Origin of the sequence: Allosphingosinicella vermicomposti (assembly GCF_003012815.1) — a bacterium.
Lineage (GTDB): Bacteria > Pseudomonadota > Alphaproteobacteria > Sphingomonadales > Sphingomonadaceae > Allosphingosinicella > Allosphingosinicella vermicomposti.
Genome location: NZ_PXYJ01000003.1, coordinates 464551 through 482957, shown reverse-complemented (window position 1 = coordinate 482957; position 18407 = coordinate 464551). Strand labels below are relative to the sequence as shown.

The window sequence follows — 18407 nt, the reverse complement described above, 5'->3', positions numbered from 1 at the left end:
ATGGTTGCGTGTCAATTGATTGCGGCTATCTTCCCGCCCGTAAAACCATAAGGGAACGCCATTCATGCGCAGGACTTTTGCCGCCTTGACCCTGGCCGCTGCATTGATGACGGGGGCTTGCACGACCGCAACCACCGCAGATGCGCCGGCTCTTTCCTCCAACCCATCGACCGCCGATGCCGGACTGCGCCAGCTCGTTCAGGCCGTGAACATTCCCCATGAGGAATTCACGCTCGACAATGGCCTGCGCGTCGTCGTGCATGAAGACCGCAAGGCGCCGATCGTCGCCGTGTCGGTCTGGTACAATGTCGGGTCGAAGGATGAACCCCAGGGCAAGACCGGCTTTGCGCACCTGTTCGAACATCTGATGTTCAACGGCTCCGAAAATGCGCCGGGGGATTATTTCGAGCCGCTGCGCGAGATCGGCGCGACCGATTTCAACGGCACGACCTGGTTCGATCGCACCAATTATTTCCAGACGGTGCCAACCCCGGCGCTGGAACGCGCCCTTTTCTTGGAAAGCGACCGCATGGGCCATCTGCTCGGCGCGGTGACGCAGGAGAAGCTCACCAACCAGAAGGGCGTGGTGCAGAATGAAAAGCGGCAGGGCGACAATCAGCCGTTCGGCCTTGTCGAATATGCCCAGCTCGAAGCTCTGATGCCGGAAGGCCATCCTTATCGTCATTCGACCATCGGTTCGATGGCCGACCTCGATTCGGCGAGCCTCGATGACGTGAAGCAGTGGTTCCGCGACAAATACGGTCCCAACAATGCCGTGCTTGTCCTCGCCGGCGACGTATCGGCTGCCGAAGCGCGCCCGCTGGTCGAGAAATATTTCGGCGACATCCCGCGTGGACCGGTCAACACTCCGGCGGCGGCGCCGGTCCCTACGCTCTCCGCGACCAAGTCCGAAACGATGAAGGACCGCGTGGCTTTCACCCGTCTCTATCGCGACTGGACTGTGCCGGGCCTTACCGATCCTGAATATGTGCCGCTCGACGTCGGCGCCGCAGTGCTTGGCGGGCTTGCCAGCTCGCGTCTCGACAATGAACTGGTTCGCAAGGATCAGACGGCGGTCCGCGTTTCCGCGAGCCTGCTCCCGTTTCAGCGTCTCAGCATGTTCGAAGTGCAGGCGGACGTGAAGCCGGGCGTCGATCCCACTGTCGTCGCCCAGCGCGTCGATGCGATCATCGCCGATCTTATCGCCAACGGCCCGACAGAGGATGAGGTCCGCCGCGTTGTGATGCGCGATCTATCGAGCCGCATTCAGGGCCTGGAACAGGTTGGCGGCTTTGGCGGCAAGGCAACGGCCCTCGCTGAAGGCGCGCTCTACGCCAATGATGCGGATTTCTATAAGAAGCAGCTTGCCGCTTATGCCGTAGTGACGCCGGAAAGCGTCAAGGCCGCGCTTAAGAAGTGGCTGACCCGCCCCGTCTACGCCCTCACCGTCGCCCCGGGCGAACGCGACGCTTATGAAGAAGCCGCAGCGTCCAAGGGTGCCGCCAGCCAGCGTCCGCGTTACTATCGCGAGCCGCAGCCGGGCGAGCAGCCGATGGCCCCTCTACCCTTCGTGCAGGAGCGTCCGCTGCCGCAGGTCGGGAGCATCCCGAACCTTGATTTCCCCGACGTTCAGCGGGCGACGCTGGCCAACGGGATCAAGGTGACTTACGCTCAACGCACCAGCGTCCCCGTGACGCGGGTCGCAGTCGAATTCAACGCGGGCATCGCCGCCGATCCCGCTGCGAAGCTCGGCACGCAAAGCCTGATGCTGAACCTGCTCGAGGAAGGCACGACCAGCCGCAACTCGATCCAGATCGCCGAAGACCAGGAGCGGCTCGGCGCCTCGATCAGCCCGGGCGCGTCGCTGGACCGCACCAGCGTCCTGATGACCGCGCTCAGCACCAACCTCCAGCCGTCGCTCGCGTTGATGGGCGACATCATCAAGAACCCGGCCTTTGATCCGGCTGAAGTGGAGCGTATCCGCGCTCAGCAGTTGGCCGGAATCGCGTCCGAAATGACGCAGCCGCAGGGCCTCGCCCTTCGTGCGCTGCCGTCGCTGCTCTATGGAACGGGCCATCCCTACGGGAAGCCGTTCACGGGCACGGGCGATCCGGCGGCGGTGAAGGCCGTCACCCGCGACGAGCTCTTCGCCTTCCACCGCGCCTGGATCCGGCCGGACAATGCGGAAATCTTCGCGGTCAGCGATCTTCCGCTCGCAACCCTCCTGCCGCTGCTTGATGCGCAGTTCGGCAATTGGGCCGCGCCTTCGGAAGCCAAGGGCACGAAGAACTTCGCCAGTGCGCTTCCTGCGCCCAAGCAGCGGATCGTGCTGATAGATCGGCCGCAATCGCCGCAGTCCCTCATCATCGCGGGCGAAGTGCTCCCGGTGAAGGGAACGGACGACACATTGGTCCTCGACTCCGCCAACGAGATCCTCGGCGGGAACTTCCTGTCGCGGATCAACATGGATCTGCGCGAAACCAAGGGCTGGTCCTACGGTTCGCGCTCCATGGTGCAGCTGGTGGAAAACCAGGTGCCGTTCATGATCATGGCGCCGGTGCAGGCCGACAAGACCGGCCCGTCGGTTGCCGCGATCATCGATCAGGTGAAGAATTTCAACGGATCGAAGGGCGTCACCCCCGCCGAATTGCAGCAGGTCGTCAACGGCAACACCCGTGAACTCGCCGGCAATTTCGAAACGTCGGGCGCGGTGATCGCAGCACTCCGCTCGAACGCCTTGTTCGATCGTCCCGACAATTATTACGAGACGCTGGCCGATCGCTATAAGGGCATGACTCAGCAATCGCTCGATCAGGCCGCGCGAAAGACGATTGATCCCGCGAAGCTCGTCTGGGTCATCGTCGGCGATGCCGCCAAGGTTCAGCCGCAGCTTACATCGCTCGGTATCCCGGTCGAAGTGGTGCCCGCGCCGAAGCAGCAATAATCCTGTCCATCGTCACTCCGGCGAAAGCCGGAGTCTCGTGAAGAAGGGACACGAAGCTTTTCGATACGAGATCCCGGCTCGCCGGGATGACGAACAAGAAGCGAAAGAAAGGCGGGGCCTCGGCTCCGCCTTTCTTCATATCAGCGAATAAGGCGGGTGACGTGGCCCATCTTGCGGCCGGCGCGGCCCTCGCCCTTACCGTACAGATGCAGATGGGCCGTGGGATCGGCGAGAATGTCGAGCCACTTATCGGCATCCCGGCCGATCAGGTTCCGCATCTCGACACGCGATGCAGCCAGTGTCGTCGCACCGAGCGGCAGGCCGCAAATGGCGCGGATATGGTTTTCGAACTGGGAGGTGACCGCGCCTTCGATCGTCCAATGGCCGCTATTGTGCACGCGCGGCGCCATTTCGTTGAACACTGGACCGTCGGCGGACGCAAAGAATTCAAGGGCGAGCACGCCGACATAATCGAGTGCTTCGGCAAGCCTGGCGGCGAAAGCTGAAGCCTCCGCTATTCCGGGCGCGAGGTCCGCGCTGGCAGGCGCTTCGGAGCGGTCGAGGATGCCGCCAATATGCGTATTGTGCGGCGCGTCCCAAAAGGCGATCTCGCCGGACTGCGCGCGGCAAAGCAGGATCGAGAATTCCGCGTCGAACGTGATAAAGCCTTCAAGGACCGCGGGTGCGCCTCCCAGCGCGTCGAACGCGTCCGCCGCGTCATCGGCCGTGCGTAGCCTTGCCTGGCCTTTGCCGTCATAGCCCATGCGACGGGTCTTGAGGATGGCGGGCGCGCCGATCCGCCCCAGCGCCGCCTGTAGATCGGCAAGATTATCGACCGCTGCATAGGGCGCCGGACGGCCATCAAGCGACGTCACGAATTCCTTCTCCGCCAGCCGGTCCTGCGCGATTTCGAGCGCGCCACGCGGCGGATGGAGGGGCGCCTTTGCGACGACCGCATCCAGCGGTGCCACCGGAATATTCTCGAATTCATAGGTGACGACATCGACACTGGCTGCGAAGCGGGCGAGCGCGCCTTCATCTTCATAGGCGCCGCGGGTGAAGAGCGCCGACACCTCGGCTGCGGGGGAGTCGAGGTCCGGCGCGTAGATATGCGCCTTATAGCCCAGTTGCGCCGCCGCCATGGCCAGCATCCGGCCGAGCTGGCCGCCGCCGATAATGCCAATGGTGGAGCCGGGCGGGAGCGTCATTGGGGGCGCTGTGCAACCTTGTCTGTTTGCGCCTGCCGCCAGACGTCGAGCCGTCCCGCCAGCGCCTCGTCCGTCCCGGCCAGGATCGCGGCGGCGAAGAGCGCGGCGTTGACCGCGCCCGCCTTGCCGATGGCAAGCGTGCCGACGGGAATGCCCGCGGGCATCTGAACGATGGATAGGAGGCTATCCATGCCCGACAGCGCCTTCGATTCCACCGGCACGCCGAGTACCGGCACACGCGTCATCGATGCGGCCATGCCCGGCAGATGCGCCGCGCCGCCCGCGCCCGCGATGATGGCGCGAAGGCCGCGACCCGCAGCGCCCTTGGCATAATCGTAAAGACGGTCGGGCGTGCGGTGGGCGGAGACGATGCGGGTTTCATGCGCGATGCCGAGCGCATCCAGCGTCTCGGCCGCGTGGCGCATGGTTTCCCAGTCGGACTGGCTGCCCATGATGATGCCGATGAGCGGCGATTCCTCTGCCATTCCCGCCTTTCTTGTCTGCGAAGCGGAACGTCTAGCGGGACTGATTGCATGGTGCAATTGCCTCGCCTTTACTACACAACCGCTAGTCCTGAGCCTGTCGAAGGACGGTTCCAGCTGGAACGGGCTTCGACAGGCTCAGGACTAACGGGTTCGGGATCAACGATCCTTCAGATAATAGCGGTCCGTGGCATTGAGCGCGTCATCAAGTTCGTAGACGATCGGCTGGCCGGTCGGGATTTCGAGGCCGGTGATTTCCGCGTCCGAAATGCCGGAGAGGTGCTTGACCAAAGCGCGCAACGAATTGCCATGGGCGGAGATCAGCACCCGCTCACCTGCCTTTAGCGCGGGCGCGATCCGTTCTTCCCAATAAGGGAGGACGCGGGCGATTGTGTCCTTGAGGCTTTCGGTGTTCGGGATCGCGATGCCCTCGTAGCGGCGATCGTTGGTGAGATCGAAGCCGCCGCCGCTCTCCATCGCGGGCGGCGGAATGTCGAAGGAACGGCGCCAGATGTGGACTTGCTCCGCGCCATGCTTGGCGGCCGTCTCCGCCTTATCGAGGCCGGTGAGCCCGCCATAGTGACGCTCGTTCAGGCGCCAATGCTTCTCGACCGGGAGCCACAGGCGGCCCATTTTTTCGAGCGCCAGGTGTAGCGTCTTGATCGCGCGGGTCTGGAGGCTGGTGAAGCAAAGGTCGAAATCCAGGCCCTTGGCGCCCATCAGCTCGCCAGCCGCCTTGGCCTCCGCGACACCTTGGTCGGTAAGGTCCACGTCCCACCAGCCGGTGAAGCGGTTCTCCAAGTTCCAGGCCGATTGGCCATGGCGGATGAGTACGAGTTTCGGCACCCTGCTATCTCCCCATTGACCGCTAGGGCTGAGCCTGTCGAAGCCCGGAACCAGCTGGAACCGTCCTTCGACAGGCTCAGGACTAGCGGATCATTATTTCTTCCGGTTTTCCAAATCCGGCATGATCGCGTGGAGCGCATCAAGGCAGCTCTTCGCAAGCGCGCGGCACCGATCCGGCGACCAGCCATAGTCAGGATCGGGCAAATCGTCATTGTCCTTGAACGGCATTTCAAGGGTCATCGCGACCGCTCCAAAGCGCTCGGCAACCTGGTTGGTGGACATTGAGGGATTGGCCTTGCCCGGCGCCGCGATTTCATAGCCCTTGTCGGTCTGGAAATCGGGGGAAATCGCAACGAGCTTCTGCCCGAACAGGTCGAACAGCGCCTGCTGCTCCTTCTTCCAGGACGGAATTCCCTCGAACCCGGCGAGGAAGTTTGCGGCAATGGCTTCGTCGCCATGCACGTCCATCGCGAAATCGACGCCCGTCCGGTCCATTTCATTGCGGACATAGAGGACTTCCGGGCTGCGCTCGGCGCTCGGTTCATGCCATTCGCGATTGAGGTTCACGCCCGCCGCATTGGTGCGCAGATGCCCGCGCCGCGACCCGTCCGGATTCATGTTCGGCACGATGTGGAAGCTCGCCTTCTCGCGCAGGCGCCGCGATACCGGATCGGAATCGTCGAGCAATTTCTCGAGCGCGCCTTCCATCCAATATTCCGCCATCGTCTCGCCCGGATGTTGGCGGGCGTAAAGCCACACCTGCAGAGGGCCGCCGGCGATCTTCAGATAATCGAGCTCCTGCCCATCCAGCGTCTGGCCAAGCGAGCGATGCTCGACATCGGGATGCGCGGCGGCCTCCGCGATCAGATCGTGGTGCCGCTCCATCGTATAGGGCGCGAAATAGGCAACCCACAGGCTACCTGCTTCCGGCGTGACGTGGATGGTGAGGACGCCGTCCGCATAGGCCGTATCCGCCTGCACCCACTCCTCACGGTCATAGGAAATACGCGCGCGGTAGCCGTCCCAGCCCAGGGGATAGGCCGAACCGCCGCAATTGGTGATGCGCAGTTCTACCGGCTGGCCCTTCGCGCCGGTGACGCGGAAATAGAACCATTGGTAGAAATCGGACTGATGATCCTTGACGATTTCAAGGTCGGCGCGATTGCCGTTGATAGCAATCAGGCGAATATTGCCGCCGTCAAAGGCGCTGGAAATAGAGAGAGTCATGGCACGCTGATAGTGCGGCCGGACTCCCCGGGGAAGTCCCGAAACAGGGCGTCGGCAAGCTTTTCGGCCGCCACGGTGCGCTGGGCCTCCGGTTGATCGGCACGCGCTTCGGTATTGGCGCGGCCTTCCCAAAAGACTTCGCCGTTCGAGCGGCGCTTGATGCGGACTTCCAGTTGAGTGCCGACGATCTCGCGCGGTCCGCTGCGCCCCACCGGCACATCGACGCCGACGCCCACGCCAACGCCACTACCCCAGCCACCCGTCGATCCGCCGAGACCGATGCTGAGCGGTGACCGCCGTGCGAGTTCCTGGCGGCTTCCTTGTTCGAGATCGATCATCGCCACCTGCTCGGATTGACCCACCGTCGGCACGACCGTCCAGCCGAGGCGTGCCAATTGCCGTTCGACCGCGGCGGCATAGCTGCGAAATTCCAGGCTGTTCTGGTCGGCGGGATCGAACGCCTCGACCGAAATCGGCCCGCGTGCGATTTGCTGCTGGCCAAGATGAAAGCGCGTGACCTGGGATGGCGCCGGTCCGCCGCCGCTGGTCGTGCAGGCGCCAAGGGCAAGGGCCATCGCGGCCGCTGCGGTACGCGGGAAAACAGCTTTCATGTTACAGCCTCGCATGTATTGACGGTCATGTTGGGACAGAAACGACCTTAGGGCGTTTTTGCTGCATCCTATCTTGAACGAGGTTAAAACATGCTGGGTTCAAAGCCCCCGGTCCTGGTCACCGGCGGGGCAGGCTATATCGGCAGCCACGCGGTGCTGGCGCTTCTCGACGCTGGCTGGCCGGTGGTCGTGGTCGACAACCTTTCCACCGGTTTCCGCTGGGCGGTGCCCGACGGCGCGACCTTCGTTGAAGGCGATATTGCCGACCAGGCGCTGCTCGGTCAGCTGTATGCACGCCACGGCATCAAAGCGATCATGCATTTCGCGGGATCGATCCTCGTCAACGAATCGGTCGAAAAGCCGCTCGATTACTATGAAAATAATACGGTGAAGAGCCGCGCGCTCATTGAAAGCGCGGTGACGGCCGGGGTGCCGCATTTCATCTTCTCCTCGACCGCTGCCGTCTATGGCGCGCCCGAAACGGTGCCGATCACCGAGGACAGCCGGTTGCAACCGATCAACCCGTATGGCTGGTCGAAGATGATGACGGAGCGGATGCTCGCCGACACGGCGAAGGCCTACCCGATGAACTATGGCGCCCTTCGCTATTTCAACGTGGCGGGCGCCGATCCGCAGGGGCGATCGGGCCAATCGAGCAAGATCGGCACGCACATCATCAAGGTCGCGGCTGAAACCGTGGTCGGCAAGCGCGACTATGTCGGCGTCTACGGCACCGATTATGACACACCGGACGGGACGGGCGTGCGCGACTATATCCATGTCAGCGACCTTGCCGCCGCCCACGTCGCGGCGCTTGAAAAGCTGATCGCGGAGCCGTCCGAAAGCTTCGTGCTCAATTGCGGCTATGGACGCGGATTTTCGGTGCTGGAAGTGCTCGACGCCGCCGACCGCGTGGCGGGCACGCCGATCGAGCGGCGGATCGAGGGGCGCCGCGCGGGCGATCCCGACACTTTGGTTGCGGACAATAGCAAAATCCTCGAAACCCTGCCGTGGCGCCCGCAGCGGGACAGGCTTGACGAGATCGTCGCCGATGCCTTGTCCTGGGAATGGGCCTTGAGGAAACGGCAGACCGCTTGACTTGAAGGACGCCGCTCCGTAAGCGGCGCCTTCAAATCTTCCATATTCCAGAATCGAAAGACAGGCTTAAGGCCATGAAGATCCGCAACTCATTGAAGTCCCTCAAGTCGCGCCACCGTGACTGCCGCGTGATCCGCCGCCGGGGCCGCACCTACGTCATCAACAAGACGAATCGCCGCTTCAAGGCACGCCAGGGCTGACGCTCGAAAGCGTCACCCTGAACTCGTTTCAGGGTCCATGCCGGGGTAAAACCCGGCATTTCTTCGTCTTGCTCAAGGGCTTCCACGACCATGGATGCTGAAACAAGCCTGTCCTGAGCGCAGTCGAAGGGTTCAGCATGACGGAAGTGGTCAGACCCAAAGCCGTCGTCTTCGACGTCGGCAACGTCCTTTACGGCTGGGATCCGGAAAGCTTTCTCGTCCGCCAGATCGCAGACGATGAGGCGCGTCTGCGCTTCATTGAAGATATCGACCTCTGGAACTGGCACGATTCGCTGGACGGTGGCCGGGGCTTTCATGAAGCCGCCGCTGAACTTTCCGAAACATTTCCGGCTTATGCCGAATATATCTCTGCCTGGGGTGATCGCTTCGGCGAAACGATCCAGGATCCGGTGCCGGGCGTCCACGCCATCGTCGCCGATCTCGACGCGAACGGCATTCCGCTTTTCGGCATCACCAACTTCTCCGCCGATTTTTGGGGACCGTTCCGTGCGCGCGAAGAGGCATTCTTCAGCCGATTCAAGGACATCGTCGTCTCCGGCGAGGAAAAGCTGATGAAGCCGGATCCGGCCATCTACTATCTCGCGCTCGACCGCTTCGGCCTGAGGCCGGACGAAGCCCTGTTCATCGATGACCGCATCATCAACGTCGAAGGCGCTGAGGCCGTGGGCATGAAGGCGCATCTCTTCACGGACGCCTACGACCTCCATGCCCGGCTGGAAGCCGAGGGGCTGCTCTGAACTTTCTTTGATTTGAGGCTTTCAACGCCTCATGCGGCAAAGATGGCCTGAAAAATTGTGGATCGTCCGGCACGGGCAGAGCGCAGGCAATGTGGCGCGCGACGCGGCTCATGCGGCGGGCCTGGCTTCGATCGACATCGACATGCGCGATGTCGACGTGCCCTTGAGCGCGCTTGGCGAGCAGCAGGCCGAGGCTCTCGGCCATTGGTTCGCGTCTTTGCCCGAGCAGGAACGTCCGGAGATCGTCCTCGCCTCCCCTTATATCCGCGCCCGGCAGACGGCCGACGCGGTATGTAGGCTTGGCGGCACGGCAGACGAAAAGGCCGCTCCGATCATCGACGAGCGGCTGCGCGAGCGCGAATTCGGCATTTTCGATCAGCTCACCACCATGGGCATTCGCCAGAAATATCCCGAGCTTGCCCAGCACCGCATGCTGCTCGGCAAATTCTATCACCGTCCGCCCGGGGGCGAGAGTTGGGCGGATGTGATCCTGCGCCTGCGCAGCGCCATGGACACGATCAGCCTCCATTATGCCGACCGCCGCGTTCTCGTCGTCTGCCACCAGGTTGTGGTGCTCTGCCTGCGCTACATCCTCGAAGGGATGGACGAGTCACAGATCCTCGGCATCGACAAGGAAGGCGACGTCCTCAATTGCGGCGTCTGCGAATATGATTTCCTGCCCGACGATGCGAAGATGTGCGTGCCAAGCCTTGTCCGCTACAATTTCGCCGCGCCGCTGATCGAGGAGCAGGCGCCGATCACCGCCGAACCCGACGCCATGGTCGGCACGCGATGAGCGAGCCGCGGACGCTCGACATCGAGTTGCTTCGCGCCCGCCCCCTGCCGCATCACCCCGAGGATGGCGACAAGGAAGAGCGCGGACGCATTCTCTTCATCGCCGGAAGCCGCGAAGTGGCGGGCGCCGCCCTGCTTGCCGGGACGGCGGCGCTACGGGCGGGCGCGGGCAAGTTGCAGATCGCGACCGCGCAAAGCGTCGCCACCGGCCTCTCCCTCACCATGCCGGAAGCGCGGGTCATCGCGTTCGGGGAGGATGAAGCGGGCTGCATCGCGCCTGCCTCGATCCCGGCGCTGGTCGATCAATGCCGCCGCCTCGACGCCTTGGCCGTCGGCCCGGGCATGGAGACGGGGGATGCGCTTGCGACATTGTTGGAAGCGGTCCTCGACGCGGGCACATCCTATCCATTGATCCTCGACGCAGGCGCTTTGCATGTGCTGCCGCCGCTCGCGGCAAAATTGCGGGAGCGGCGTGGCGGCGCCATCCTGCTGCCGCATAATGGTGAAATGGCCCGGCTCCTCGACTGCGCGGTGGACGAGGTCGCGGCCGACCCGCTTGCCGCCGCGCGCCAGGCCGCCGCTTGTTATGGCGCGGTGACGGTCATCAAGGGCCAGTGGAGTCATGTCGTGACGCCGGAAGGAGAATCCTTCCGTTACCTGGGCGGCGGCGTCGGTCTCGCGACATCGGGATCGGGCGACGTGCTGGCGGGCATTGCGGGCGGAATTGCCGCGCGCGGCGCCGACGCCCTTACGACCGCTTTATGGAGCGTTTATCTCCACGGTGAAGCAGGGCGGACCCTCACCCGCGATGTCGGCCGGGTCGGATTTCTTGCGCGGGAATTACCGGACCTTATCCCGAAGCTGATGGAATAACCCTCTCTCCCGTCAGGGGAGAGGGGGCTTTAGACCCGCGCCTGATGCCGCTCCAGCTCGTCGCCGACCAGCCGGACGACGTGAAGGATGTTCGTCGACCCCGGCGTCCCGAACGGCACGCCCGCCATCAGGATGATGCGGTCACCGCCTTCCGCTACGCGGTGACGGAGCGCCATGCGCTTCGACTTGCCGACCATTTCCTCGAAGCTTTCCACATCCTTCGTGTGGACGGCATGGGCGCCCCAGAGCAGGCCGGACCGCCGCGCGGTCTGGAGAGAGGGCGTCAGCACCAGGATGGGGACGGACGGCCGCTCGCGCGCGACGCGGCGGGCGGTAGAGCCTGACGAAGTGAAGCAGACGATGCCGGCTGCGGTTACCGTATCGATCATGTTACGCGCGGCGCCCGCAATGGCGTCGGCGGTGGTGGGATCGGGAAGCGTTTCGGTGAAGTGAACGCGCGCGGCATAGCCGGGATCGGCCTCCACGCTCGTGGCGATGCTGTTCATCATTGCCACCGCTTCGACGGGCCAGGCGCCGCTGGCGCTTTCGGCCGACAGCATGATCGCGTCCGCGCCGTCATAAACGGCGGTAGCGACGTCGGACACTTCGGCGCGCGTCGGGGACGGCGTGGTGATCATCGATTCCAGCATCTGCGTGGCAACGACGACCGGGCGGCCCAAACGACGTGCGCTTTCGACGATCTTTTTCTGGAGCGGCGGCACTTCATGCGCGGGCATTTCAACGCCAAGGTCGCCGCGCGCCACCATCACCGCGTCGGCAAGCTCCAAAATGCCGTCCAGCCGTTCGATCGCGGCGGGCTTTTCGATCTTGGCCAGCAACGCCGCGCGGCCGGAAATCAACCGCCGCGCCTCGGCCACATCCTCCGGGCGCTGCACGAAGCTCAATGCGATCCAGTCGACATCATGTTCAAGGGCGAAGGCGAGATCCTTACGATCCTTTTCCGTGAGCGCCGCGAGCGGCAGCACCACGTCGGGAACATTGAGGCCCTTATTGTTGGAGATGGTGCCCGGCACCTCGACCAGGGTCTCGATCCGCTCGGGATGCGCGGACGTGACGCGGAAGACGAGCTTGCCGTCGTCCACCAGCAAACGCGTGCCGACTTCGATCGCCTCGAAAATCTCGCGATGAGGGAGCGTCACGCGGGTCGCATCGCCCGGCATTTCGTCGCGGTCGAAAGCGAAGGTCTGGCCCTTGGTCAGCTCTTCCTTGCCATTGGCGAACTTGCCGACACGGAGTTTCGGCCCCTGCAAATCGGCGAGGATCGTGGTCGGGCGCCCGAGTTCTTTTTCAAGGCTGCGGATGATCTGGATGCGCTGGGCGTGATCCTCGTGCGTGCCGTGGCTCATGTTGAGGCGGAAGGCGTCGGCGCCCGCTTCGGCCAGTTCCTTGATCCGCTCATGCGTGTCGCTCGATGGGCCGAGGGTGGCGAGGATGCGGACCTTGCGGCTACGCGGCACGAATTGGCTCAGCATGATATCTCCGTTGGGCTTCGAAGATGCGGAATAGCCACTCTGGCCTTCAGTTCAACCCGCATGTGCGAAGGAGCGGCTTGAGCGGCGCTTCCCAAGATTCTAGAGCCTGCCGCACACTCTCTAAGAATCGGGGCATCTGAAATATGGCGGAAGGAAATGTCGCGGCCGACGAGCTGCGCCTGCTGATCGAACGTATCGAGCGGCTGGAAGAAGAGAAAAAGGCGATCGCGGACGACGTGAAGGACGTCTATCTCGAAGCCAAGGCGCGCGGCTATGGAACTCCCCCATTCGCCGTGATCTGACATTTTAAACAATCACTTACTCGCGTCACACGTGATCTTATTGCGTGACGCAAACAATCAAAGGAGCTGAAATATGGCGGATGCAGGCGTGACCGGCGGCCCAAACGTTGCTGCGGATGAACTGCGCCTTCTGATCGAGAGGGCAGAGCGCCTCGAGGAAGAAAAGAAGGCCATTGCCGACGACATCAAGGACGTGCTGCTTGAGGCAAAATCGCGCGGATATGACACTAAGGCGATCCGAAAAATCCTCCAGATTAGGAAGAAGAAGAAGGAGGAATTTCAGGAAGAGGAGGCTATTCTCGAAACCTATATGTCCGCGCTTGGGATGCTTTAAACACCGGCTGCCCTTGTCAGAGCTGGCTAGACGCGCGACCGCTTGCTCAGGTGTCGGCTAATCGACGATAGAACTTGTAAATCGCGTGGGCTCCTCCAGCGGCAAGGTGATCGAGAAGCGTTTCTCCGGACGATCCTTCAAAGAAACCCGGCTCCCGGATCAGCTCCGAGGGGTGACGATCGGGGAAACGTTCTCGTATAGCCACATCCAGGAGGAGCAGGGAACTTAAGCGGTCCCGCTCCCGCTTTAGAAGCTTGACCTCCCATCCCGAGATGATCCTTTCTAATCTCACAGGGTCACTGTGGAGCAGCGACGTCAATTCCCGCACGTCGAGCTTCCATCGATCCCAAAACCAGAACAGGTTTGCTGCAAACTTCTGGAGTGTGGTGTCGACCGCAAGATGTTTTGCATTCTCGGTAGCGAGCATCTTTGGTACTGTTCGGCGAACAACGGTACCAATCTTCACTTCATCTGTTGGCTCGCCATCAGAGTCGATGAAGGCAACGCGAGAACCTTGGTGCCAAGCGGTCAGGTATACGTTGAACCCGCTGACCCGATCGACCTCGGCCGCAACTAGGTGCGAAAGAATACGCTCAAATCCCTCCCGAAGAGCTTCAATCCCGATTGATCCTTGAAGAGAGTAGCGCATCGAAGGGCCCTGCAGTCTGTTGGAGGCCGGGTGCTGCGAAGTCTGTGCCGTTGAGCCAGAGCCGCCGCCTTTAGGCGAACCCTGGACATACGCGACGACCACCCGGCCGCATAAGAATGCAGCCAGCCAACGGCGTCAGAGGTTCGCAGGCCTCGGCGCCACGCTTTCAGTGGCGATCACGGAGCTTTCGCAAAAGCCGTCGATCCTCGCAAGTAAAACAGCACGGCTTGGGTTGTCAGATAGCGCTACGACTGGAGTGTGCAGGCAGGCGGATGTAGTGAAGCCCTATGCTTGTTCCGCTGCGGCGCGTGAGTAGGAGAAAAACCGGTATGGCGAAGAGACCACCTCGCACGCGGTTCACGTTCGGGAATGTTGTGGTGGTTGCTGAACGGACTGGTCGAGCAAAGTGGGCTCTTAGGGCCTTCGAGACGGATGGTCTCGGCAACGACGGCGATCTACCAATGTTGCAAGTTAAAGATGTTCCCCTCGTGGATCTCTTTTCAGTTGCCCACGACCTGCTTCAGCACGCTGCTCTGTTGAATAACGATCCAGGCAAGAGTGCAAATGAGCTCGGGTGACGTTGCAGCCGCCCGTCCGGAGCAGTGCGCAGCGACGGAAGTGGCTGAGGCCCGACGCACCGAAACGGAATTCGGCGCATCATCAATCTGCAGCACGGGTGACTCAATTGATTCCTGCCTTCCCCTAACGTTCAGTTGAGCGTATCGAAGTCGCATGCAGACTGCGGATCAAGAAACGAGCCTTCGACAGAAAGCGGCCGAGGTGTTCGGGTCAGTTGAAGATGCGACGGTCTGGTTTCAACAGCCTGCCATTGGGCTGAACCGGCAGCGTCCTATCGATCTCATCGGCACGGACGAAGGTCGAGAGCTCGTAAGTACTTACCTCGACCAAATTGAGTTCGGCGTGTACGTCTAATCGAGAGCGATGCCCCAGGGAAACGCACGCCTCCAGCCTGTCTGCCGAGCAGCCTGTCGCGGCAGAACGCACTCTTTATGGGAGCTCCACTTTCCCCCTTCCTGATCGAAAGGGCCCTCGACTGCCATCGAGAGCCCTCATAATTGATACCGCTGTCGCACTTTAAAGCCCTTCGAATGATCGTGCCAGACCTTCGGCATGGTTAGTGCGCACTCTCCGCTGTTAACGTGTGGATGCCAAAGCGCATCATTTTGCGCCGTTCGTGCCATTCGGCGACGGCTTGCGCTAAGCAGAGGCTGACCGGCGCCTTGTCTGGCGCCCGCGTGAGCCAGGCGCTATACTCCCCGGATGGAGCCGATGGAACGAACTCGCCAGTGGGCTATCGAGATTTACAAAGGTGACGCCGAGAAAGCAGACCTTTTCCTCGGTCGTCCCCACCCGATGCTGGACAACCGACGGCCGAAAGATGTCGCTGTCGACGACAGCGGGGCCGAGCGCGTAATTTCGTTGCTTGGCAGAGCTGCATACGGCGGCGGTGTGTGATCTCTTCAGGCCCATCGGTTTCAGCCCCGCGCTCCCCTGCAGGTGCCGCTTAGCGCCCATACCGGTCTTAGAGCGCGTTCAATGCCCTGCTCGATAGCGGACGGTCGGCTGATGCACGGGGAATCCCATGCGCCGCGGAGCTTCAGCTCGTCTGACGCTTAATCCGATCATGATCGCCCTTGATAAATGGCAGGATCACCTGACTAGTAGTCGACGACGAAGTGGTCGGGTCCGTTGGAGCGGTTCCGTCTGAGCATCTGGAACTTATGGGTGAGGCTCGCATTTCCTCGATAGGACTAAGGCGCGTGAAGGCCGCTGATTTTCTGAGCGTAGCGAGAAGCCCTGGTAGCGGAAAATTTGGTGGTGGCGGCCGGCTCAAAGGAGGAAGCCATGGCGGTTGGTGCCATCGATCGGCCATATTCGAAACCTCTCGATCCGCTCCATGCCGTTCTGCTTGCGTCTGCCTTCGCCTTGTTTCTGGCGGCGCTCATCAGCGATCTCGCTTACGCCTCCACCTATCAGATCCAGTGGAAGAACTTCGCTTCCTGGTTGATTGCCGGGGCATTGGTTTTCGGAGGGGTCTGCGTCGCTTGGGCCGTGATCGATCTGTTGCGCGCCGATGTTCGGCGCAAACGAAGGTGGGTGATTTATTTCCTTCTTGTCGCGGCGATGTGGGTGCTGGGGTTCGTCGATGCCCTGGTTCATGCCGAAGATGCTTGGTCTGGCATGCCGGGCGGGGCCATCTTGTCAGGTATCGTCGTAATGCTTGCCCTTGCGGCGATCTGGACAGGCTTCTCCAGCTACCGCGCGACGGGAGGAAGGTGATGCGGAAGCTTCTTGTTGCGGCTTTGATGTGCCCGGCCTTTCTCGCCGGATGCGGCGATGAACCCGCCGGCCAGCAATATGGCCCCAATCCTGATCTCGCGAAGCCGCATCGCGGCGTGCTTCCCACCATGGAGATATCCGAGCCCGCGGGTTGGGGCGGACAGATGCCGTCTGTGCCGCAAGGCTATACGATCCGGGCGATATCAACGGATCTTGCTATTCCCCGCCAGACCCTGGTCCTTCCGAACGGTGACATCCTGGTCGCTGAAGGGCGGGGCGGCGCTGCGCCGAAGCTCACGCCCAAAGACATCATTGCAGGTCTGATCAAGGCCAAGGGGACCAGTCCGGTGAAGGGCGGAAACCGTCTGACGCTGCTGCGCGATGCGGACGGCGACGGCATCTATGAAGGCCGCACCGTTTTTGCCGACGGCCTCAACGCACCCTACGGTCTGGCGCTGGTCGGGAGCCAGCTCTACGTCGCTAATCAGGATGCCCTGGTGCGGTTCGACTACCGCCCCGGCCAGGTTCGCGCCAGCGGGGCTCCGGTCAAGGTGACGGATCTGCCCTCGCTCATCAACCATCATTGGACGAAGTCGCTGACCGCCAGTGCGGACGGGCGGTTCCTCTATGTCGGCATCGGATCGAACAGCAACATCACCGAGCGCGGTTTGCTCGCCGAACAGGACCGCGCGATGATCTGGGAGGTGGAGGCCGAGACCGGACACCACAAGCCTTTTGCCACAGGCCTTCGCAATCCGACCGCCCTGGCGACCCAGCCCGGCACTGGGCAGATCTGGGCCGCGGTGAACGAACGGGACGAGATCGGTCCAAACCTTGTCCCCGATTACATCACGGCGGTGCGTGAAGGCGGATTTTATGGATGGCCCTATAGCTATTGGGGCGGACAAGTAGACGTGAGGGTTCGTCCGCAACGGCCGGATAAAGTCGCCGCCGCGCTCCGGCCCGATTACGCTTTAGGCTCGCATGTCGCCGCGCTGGGCCTTTCCTTTTCCACGCCCGCGATGGGAGCGAGGTTCGCCGATGGCGTGTTCGTCGGGGAGCATGGCAGCTGGAACCGCAAGCCGCCGGTCGGCTACAAGGTCGTATTCGTGCCGTTCCGCAACGGTCGGCCCGCCGGCGACCCAATCGATTTCGTCGCCGGGTTCTGGAAAGACGGCAAGGCGCGCGGACGCCCGGTCGGCGTCACCGTCGATCCCCGGGGCGCGCTGATCGTCGCGGATGACCTGTCCAATTGCATCTGGAGGATCACGCCCACCGGGCATCAGGGCCGATCGGGTGCAGGTGCGACGTGAAAGGAGATCGAATGACCGGGCCGATTTTAGTCGCGACCGATTTCTCCACGCGATCTGATCGTGCGCTGCGCCGCGCCACCATCATCGCCAAGGATATGCATGCAGAAGTGGTGCTGATCCACGTGGTCGACGTCGATCAGCCTCAATATGCGATCGATGCGAGGGTAGCCGAAGCCCAGTCCATATTGGACGGAGCGGCCGATACCATGAAGGAGATCGATGGCATCTCCGCGCGCGTCGAAGTGATTGTGGAAGACGTGTTTTCAGGGATTCTTCAAGCCGCCGAGAGGGTCGAGGCCGGGATCGTCGTCCTCGGGCCGCATCGGCGGCGGCTCCGGGATGCCTTTTTCGGCACGACGGCGGAACGGACGATCGCGCGCAGCTTGCGGCCAGTGCTTATCGCGGCAGGCGTGCCGTCGGTGGCGTATGAAAGAACGCTGGTGGCGTTCGATTTGGATGAAGCCCAGGACGCTGTCGCGAAGCGCGCCCGTTGCCTGAAAATGCTGAACCTCACCAACGTCGTCGCCATGCACGCTTTCGATGCACCGGCCCAGGGCATGATGAAGCGGGCAATGAGCGAGCGGGAAGCCATTGATCACTACGTGGCGAGCGAGGGTCAGAGAGCTTACGGGGACTTCAGCCTGTTCCTTGAAGACAGTGACTTCACCTTCTCCCGGCAGGTGCTTGCCCCCGTGAATGGCACCGTGGCGCGCAGCATCCTCGATTGCGCCAGCGACGAGGATGCAGGGCTGATCGTCGTCGGCACGGGCCGGGACAAGGGGCTGAGCCGGTTTGTGCATGGCAGCGTCGCCCAGGACATCCTCGCCTGCACCGACCGCGATGTGCTCATTGTTCCAAACGGATAGACGGGCGCCTAATCCTGGCCTTGCATCGCCGTGACGCTTCGCTGTGCCGATCCAGCAATAATGACCTATCAAAGGGGTGGACCCCATCCGCGATCGCTGCCACGTGG

Annotated in this window: 19 protein-coding genes and 1 pseudogene; 13 read left to right on the top strand and 7 right to left on the bottom strand. The window is 62.4% G+C overall.

The window, feature by feature from the left end; genetic code table 11:
• Positions 1 to 64 precede the first annotated feature (64 nt).
• Positions 65 to 2944 (top strand): M16 family metallopeptidase, encoded by a 2880-nt coding sequence (locus tag C7I56_RS11175; RefSeq protein ID WP_106640660.1) that lies wholly within the window; start codon positions 65 to 67, stop codon positions 2942 to 2944.
• A 140-nt stretch (positions 2945 to 3084) separates the two neighbouring features.
• Here the strand turns inward: C7I56_RS11175 and C7I56_RS11170 are convergent, their stop codons facing one another.
• From C7I56_RS11170 to C7I56_RS11150, 5 genes are all read right to left on the bottom strand, one after another.
• Positions 3085 to 4152 (bottom strand): 5-(carboxyamino)imidazole ribonucleotide synthase, encoded by a 1068-nt coding sequence (locus C7I56_RS11170; RefSeq protein WP_106640659.1) that lies wholly within the window; start codon positions 4150 to 4152, stop codon positions 3085 to 3087.
• Entirely contained in the window at positions 4149 to 4637 is a 489-nt protein-coding gene (gene purE / locus C7I56_RS11165; RefSeq protein WP_106640658.1) for a 5-(carboxyamino)imidazole ribonucleotide mutase, read from the bottom strand. Before purE ends, C7I56_RS11170 begins: the two co-directional genes overlap by 4 nt.
• A gap of 156 nt (positions 4638 to 4793) precedes the next feature.
• A complete protein-coding gene (gene gpmA / locus C7I56_RS11160; RefSeq protein WP_106640657.1) occupies positions 4794 to 5480 on the bottom strand; it encodes a 2,3-diphosphoglycerate-dependent phosphoglycerate mutase in 687 nt (228 codons plus the stop codon).
• Between the two features lie 93 nt (positions 5481 to 5573).
• Positions 5574 to 6707, bottom strand: a complete 1134-nt coding sequence (locus C7I56_RS11155) for a M14 family metallopeptidase (protein WP_106640656.1) — start codon at positions 6705 to 6707, stop codon at positions 5574 to 5576.
• Positions 6704 to 7318 carry a DUF4136 domain-containing protein gene (locus C7I56_RS11150; protein WP_158703106.1) on the bottom strand — a complete coding sequence of 205 codons (615 nt, stop codon included), beginning with the start codon at positions 7316 to 7318 and terminating at the stop codon, positions 6704 to 6706. Before C7I56_RS11150 ends, C7I56_RS11155 begins: the two co-directional genes overlap by 4 nt.
• 90 nt (positions 7319 to 7408) lie before the next feature.
• On the opposite strand from C7I56_RS11150, the gene galE reads away from it, so the two are divergent.
• The 5 genes from galE (at position 7409) to C7I56_RS11125 (ending at position 11042) form a co-directional block, all read left to right on the top strand.
• Positions 7409 to 8416, top strand: a complete 1008-nt coding sequence (galE, locus tag C7I56_RS11145; RefSeq protein WP_106640654.1) for a UDP-glucose 4-epimerase GalE — start codon at positions 7409 to 7411, stop codon at positions 8414 to 8416.
• A 74-nt stretch (positions 8417 to 8490) separates the two neighbouring features.
• The gene (gene ykgO, locus C7I56_RS11140; RefSeq protein WP_006833921.1) at positions 8491 to 8616 is read left to right on the top strand and encodes a type B 50S ribosomal protein L36; all 126 of its coding nucleotides are present in this window, start codon (positions 8491 to 8493) and stop codon (positions 8614 to 8616) included.
• 137 nt (positions 8617 to 8753) lie between these two features.
• Positions 8754 to 9374, top strand: coding sequence for an HAD family hydrolase (locus tag C7I56_RS11135; protein WP_106640653.1), 621 nt, complete (start codon positions 8754 to 8756; stop codon positions 9372 to 9374).
• Between the two features lie 31 nt (positions 9375 to 9405).
• Positions 9406 to 10170 (top strand): histidine phosphatase family protein, encoded by a 765-nt coding sequence (locus C7I56_RS11130; RefSeq protein ID WP_106640652.1) that lies wholly within the window; start codon positions 9406 to 9408, stop codon positions 10168 to 10170.
• On the top strand, positions 10167 to 11042 hold the full coding sequence (locus C7I56_RS11125; RefSeq protein ID WP_106640651.1) for an NAD(P)H-hydrate dehydratase: 876 nt from the start codon (positions 10167 to 10169) through the stop codon (positions 11040 to 11042). The genes C7I56_RS11130 and C7I56_RS11125 overlap by 4 nt, the downstream gene beginning before the upstream one ends.
• Positions 11043 to 11071: 29 nt before the next feature.
• Here C7I56_RS11125 and pyk read toward each other — a convergent pair whose 3' ends face one another.
• Complete coding sequence (gene pyk, locus C7I56_RS11120; RefSeq protein ID WP_106640650.1) at positions 11072 to 12535, bottom strand: pyruvate kinase; 1464 nt, start codon at positions 12533 to 12535, stop codon at positions 11072 to 11074.
• 143 nt (positions 12536 to 12678) lie between these two features.
• Here pyk and C7I56_RS11115 point away from each other — a divergent pair.
• Positions 12679 to 12810 (top strand): annotated as a pseudogene (locus tag C7I56_RS11115) (GapR family DNA-binding domain-containing protein); the annotation flags it as partial.
• A 100-nt stretch (positions 12811 to 12910) separates the two neighbouring features.
• Complete coding sequence (locus tag C7I56_RS11110; RefSeq protein WP_106640648.1) at positions 12911 to 13171, top strand: DUF2312 domain-containing protein; 261 nt, start codon at positions 12911 to 12913, stop codon at positions 13169 to 13171.
• Positions 13172 to 13217: 46 nt separating this feature from the next.
• Here C7I56_RS11110 and C7I56_RS11105 read toward each other — a convergent pair whose 3' ends face one another.
• Positions 13218 to 13820, bottom strand: a complete 603-nt coding sequence (locus C7I56_RS11105; protein WP_106640647.1) for a hypothetical protein — start codon at positions 13818 to 13820, stop codon at positions 13218 to 13220.
• 732 nt (positions 13821 to 14552) lie between these two features.
• On the opposite strand from C7I56_RS11105, the gene C7I56_RS11095 reads away from it, so the two are divergent.
• The 5 genes from C7I56_RS11095 to C7I56_RS11075 all read left to right on the top strand — a co-directional run bounded on the left by C7I56_RS11095 (position 14553) and on the right by C7I56_RS11075 (position 18300).
• Positions 14553 to 14753 (top strand): MbcA/ParS/Xre antitoxin family protein, encoded by a 201-nt coding sequence (locus C7I56_RS11095; protein ID WP_106640645.1) that lies wholly within the window; start codon positions 14553 to 14555, stop codon positions 14751 to 14753.
• Between the two features lie 348 nt (positions 14754 to 15101).
• Positions 15102 to 15296, top strand: coding sequence for an antitoxin Xre/MbcA/ParS toxin-binding domain-containing protein (locus C7I56_RS11090; RefSeq protein WP_106640644.1), 195 nt, complete (start codon positions 15102 to 15104; stop codon positions 15294 to 15296).
• Between the two features lie 360 nt (positions 15297 to 15656).
• Entirely contained in the window at positions 15657 to 16121 is a 465-nt protein-coding gene (locus tag C7I56_RS12495; protein ID WP_245409689.1) for a DUF2231 domain-containing protein, read from the top strand.
• On the top strand, positions 16121 to 17434 hold the full coding sequence (locus C7I56_RS11080) for a PQQ-dependent sugar dehydrogenase (protein ID WP_106640643.1): 1314 nt from the start codon (positions 16121 to 16123) through the stop codon (positions 17432 to 17434). Before C7I56_RS12495 ends, C7I56_RS11080 begins: the two co-directional genes overlap by 1 nt.
• Positions 17435 to 17445: 11 nt before the next feature.
• Entirely contained in the window at positions 17446 to 18300 is an 855-nt protein-coding gene (locus C7I56_RS11075) for a universal stress protein (RefSeq protein ID WP_106640642.1), read from the top strand.
• Positions 18301 to 18407 lie beyond the last annotated feature (107 nt).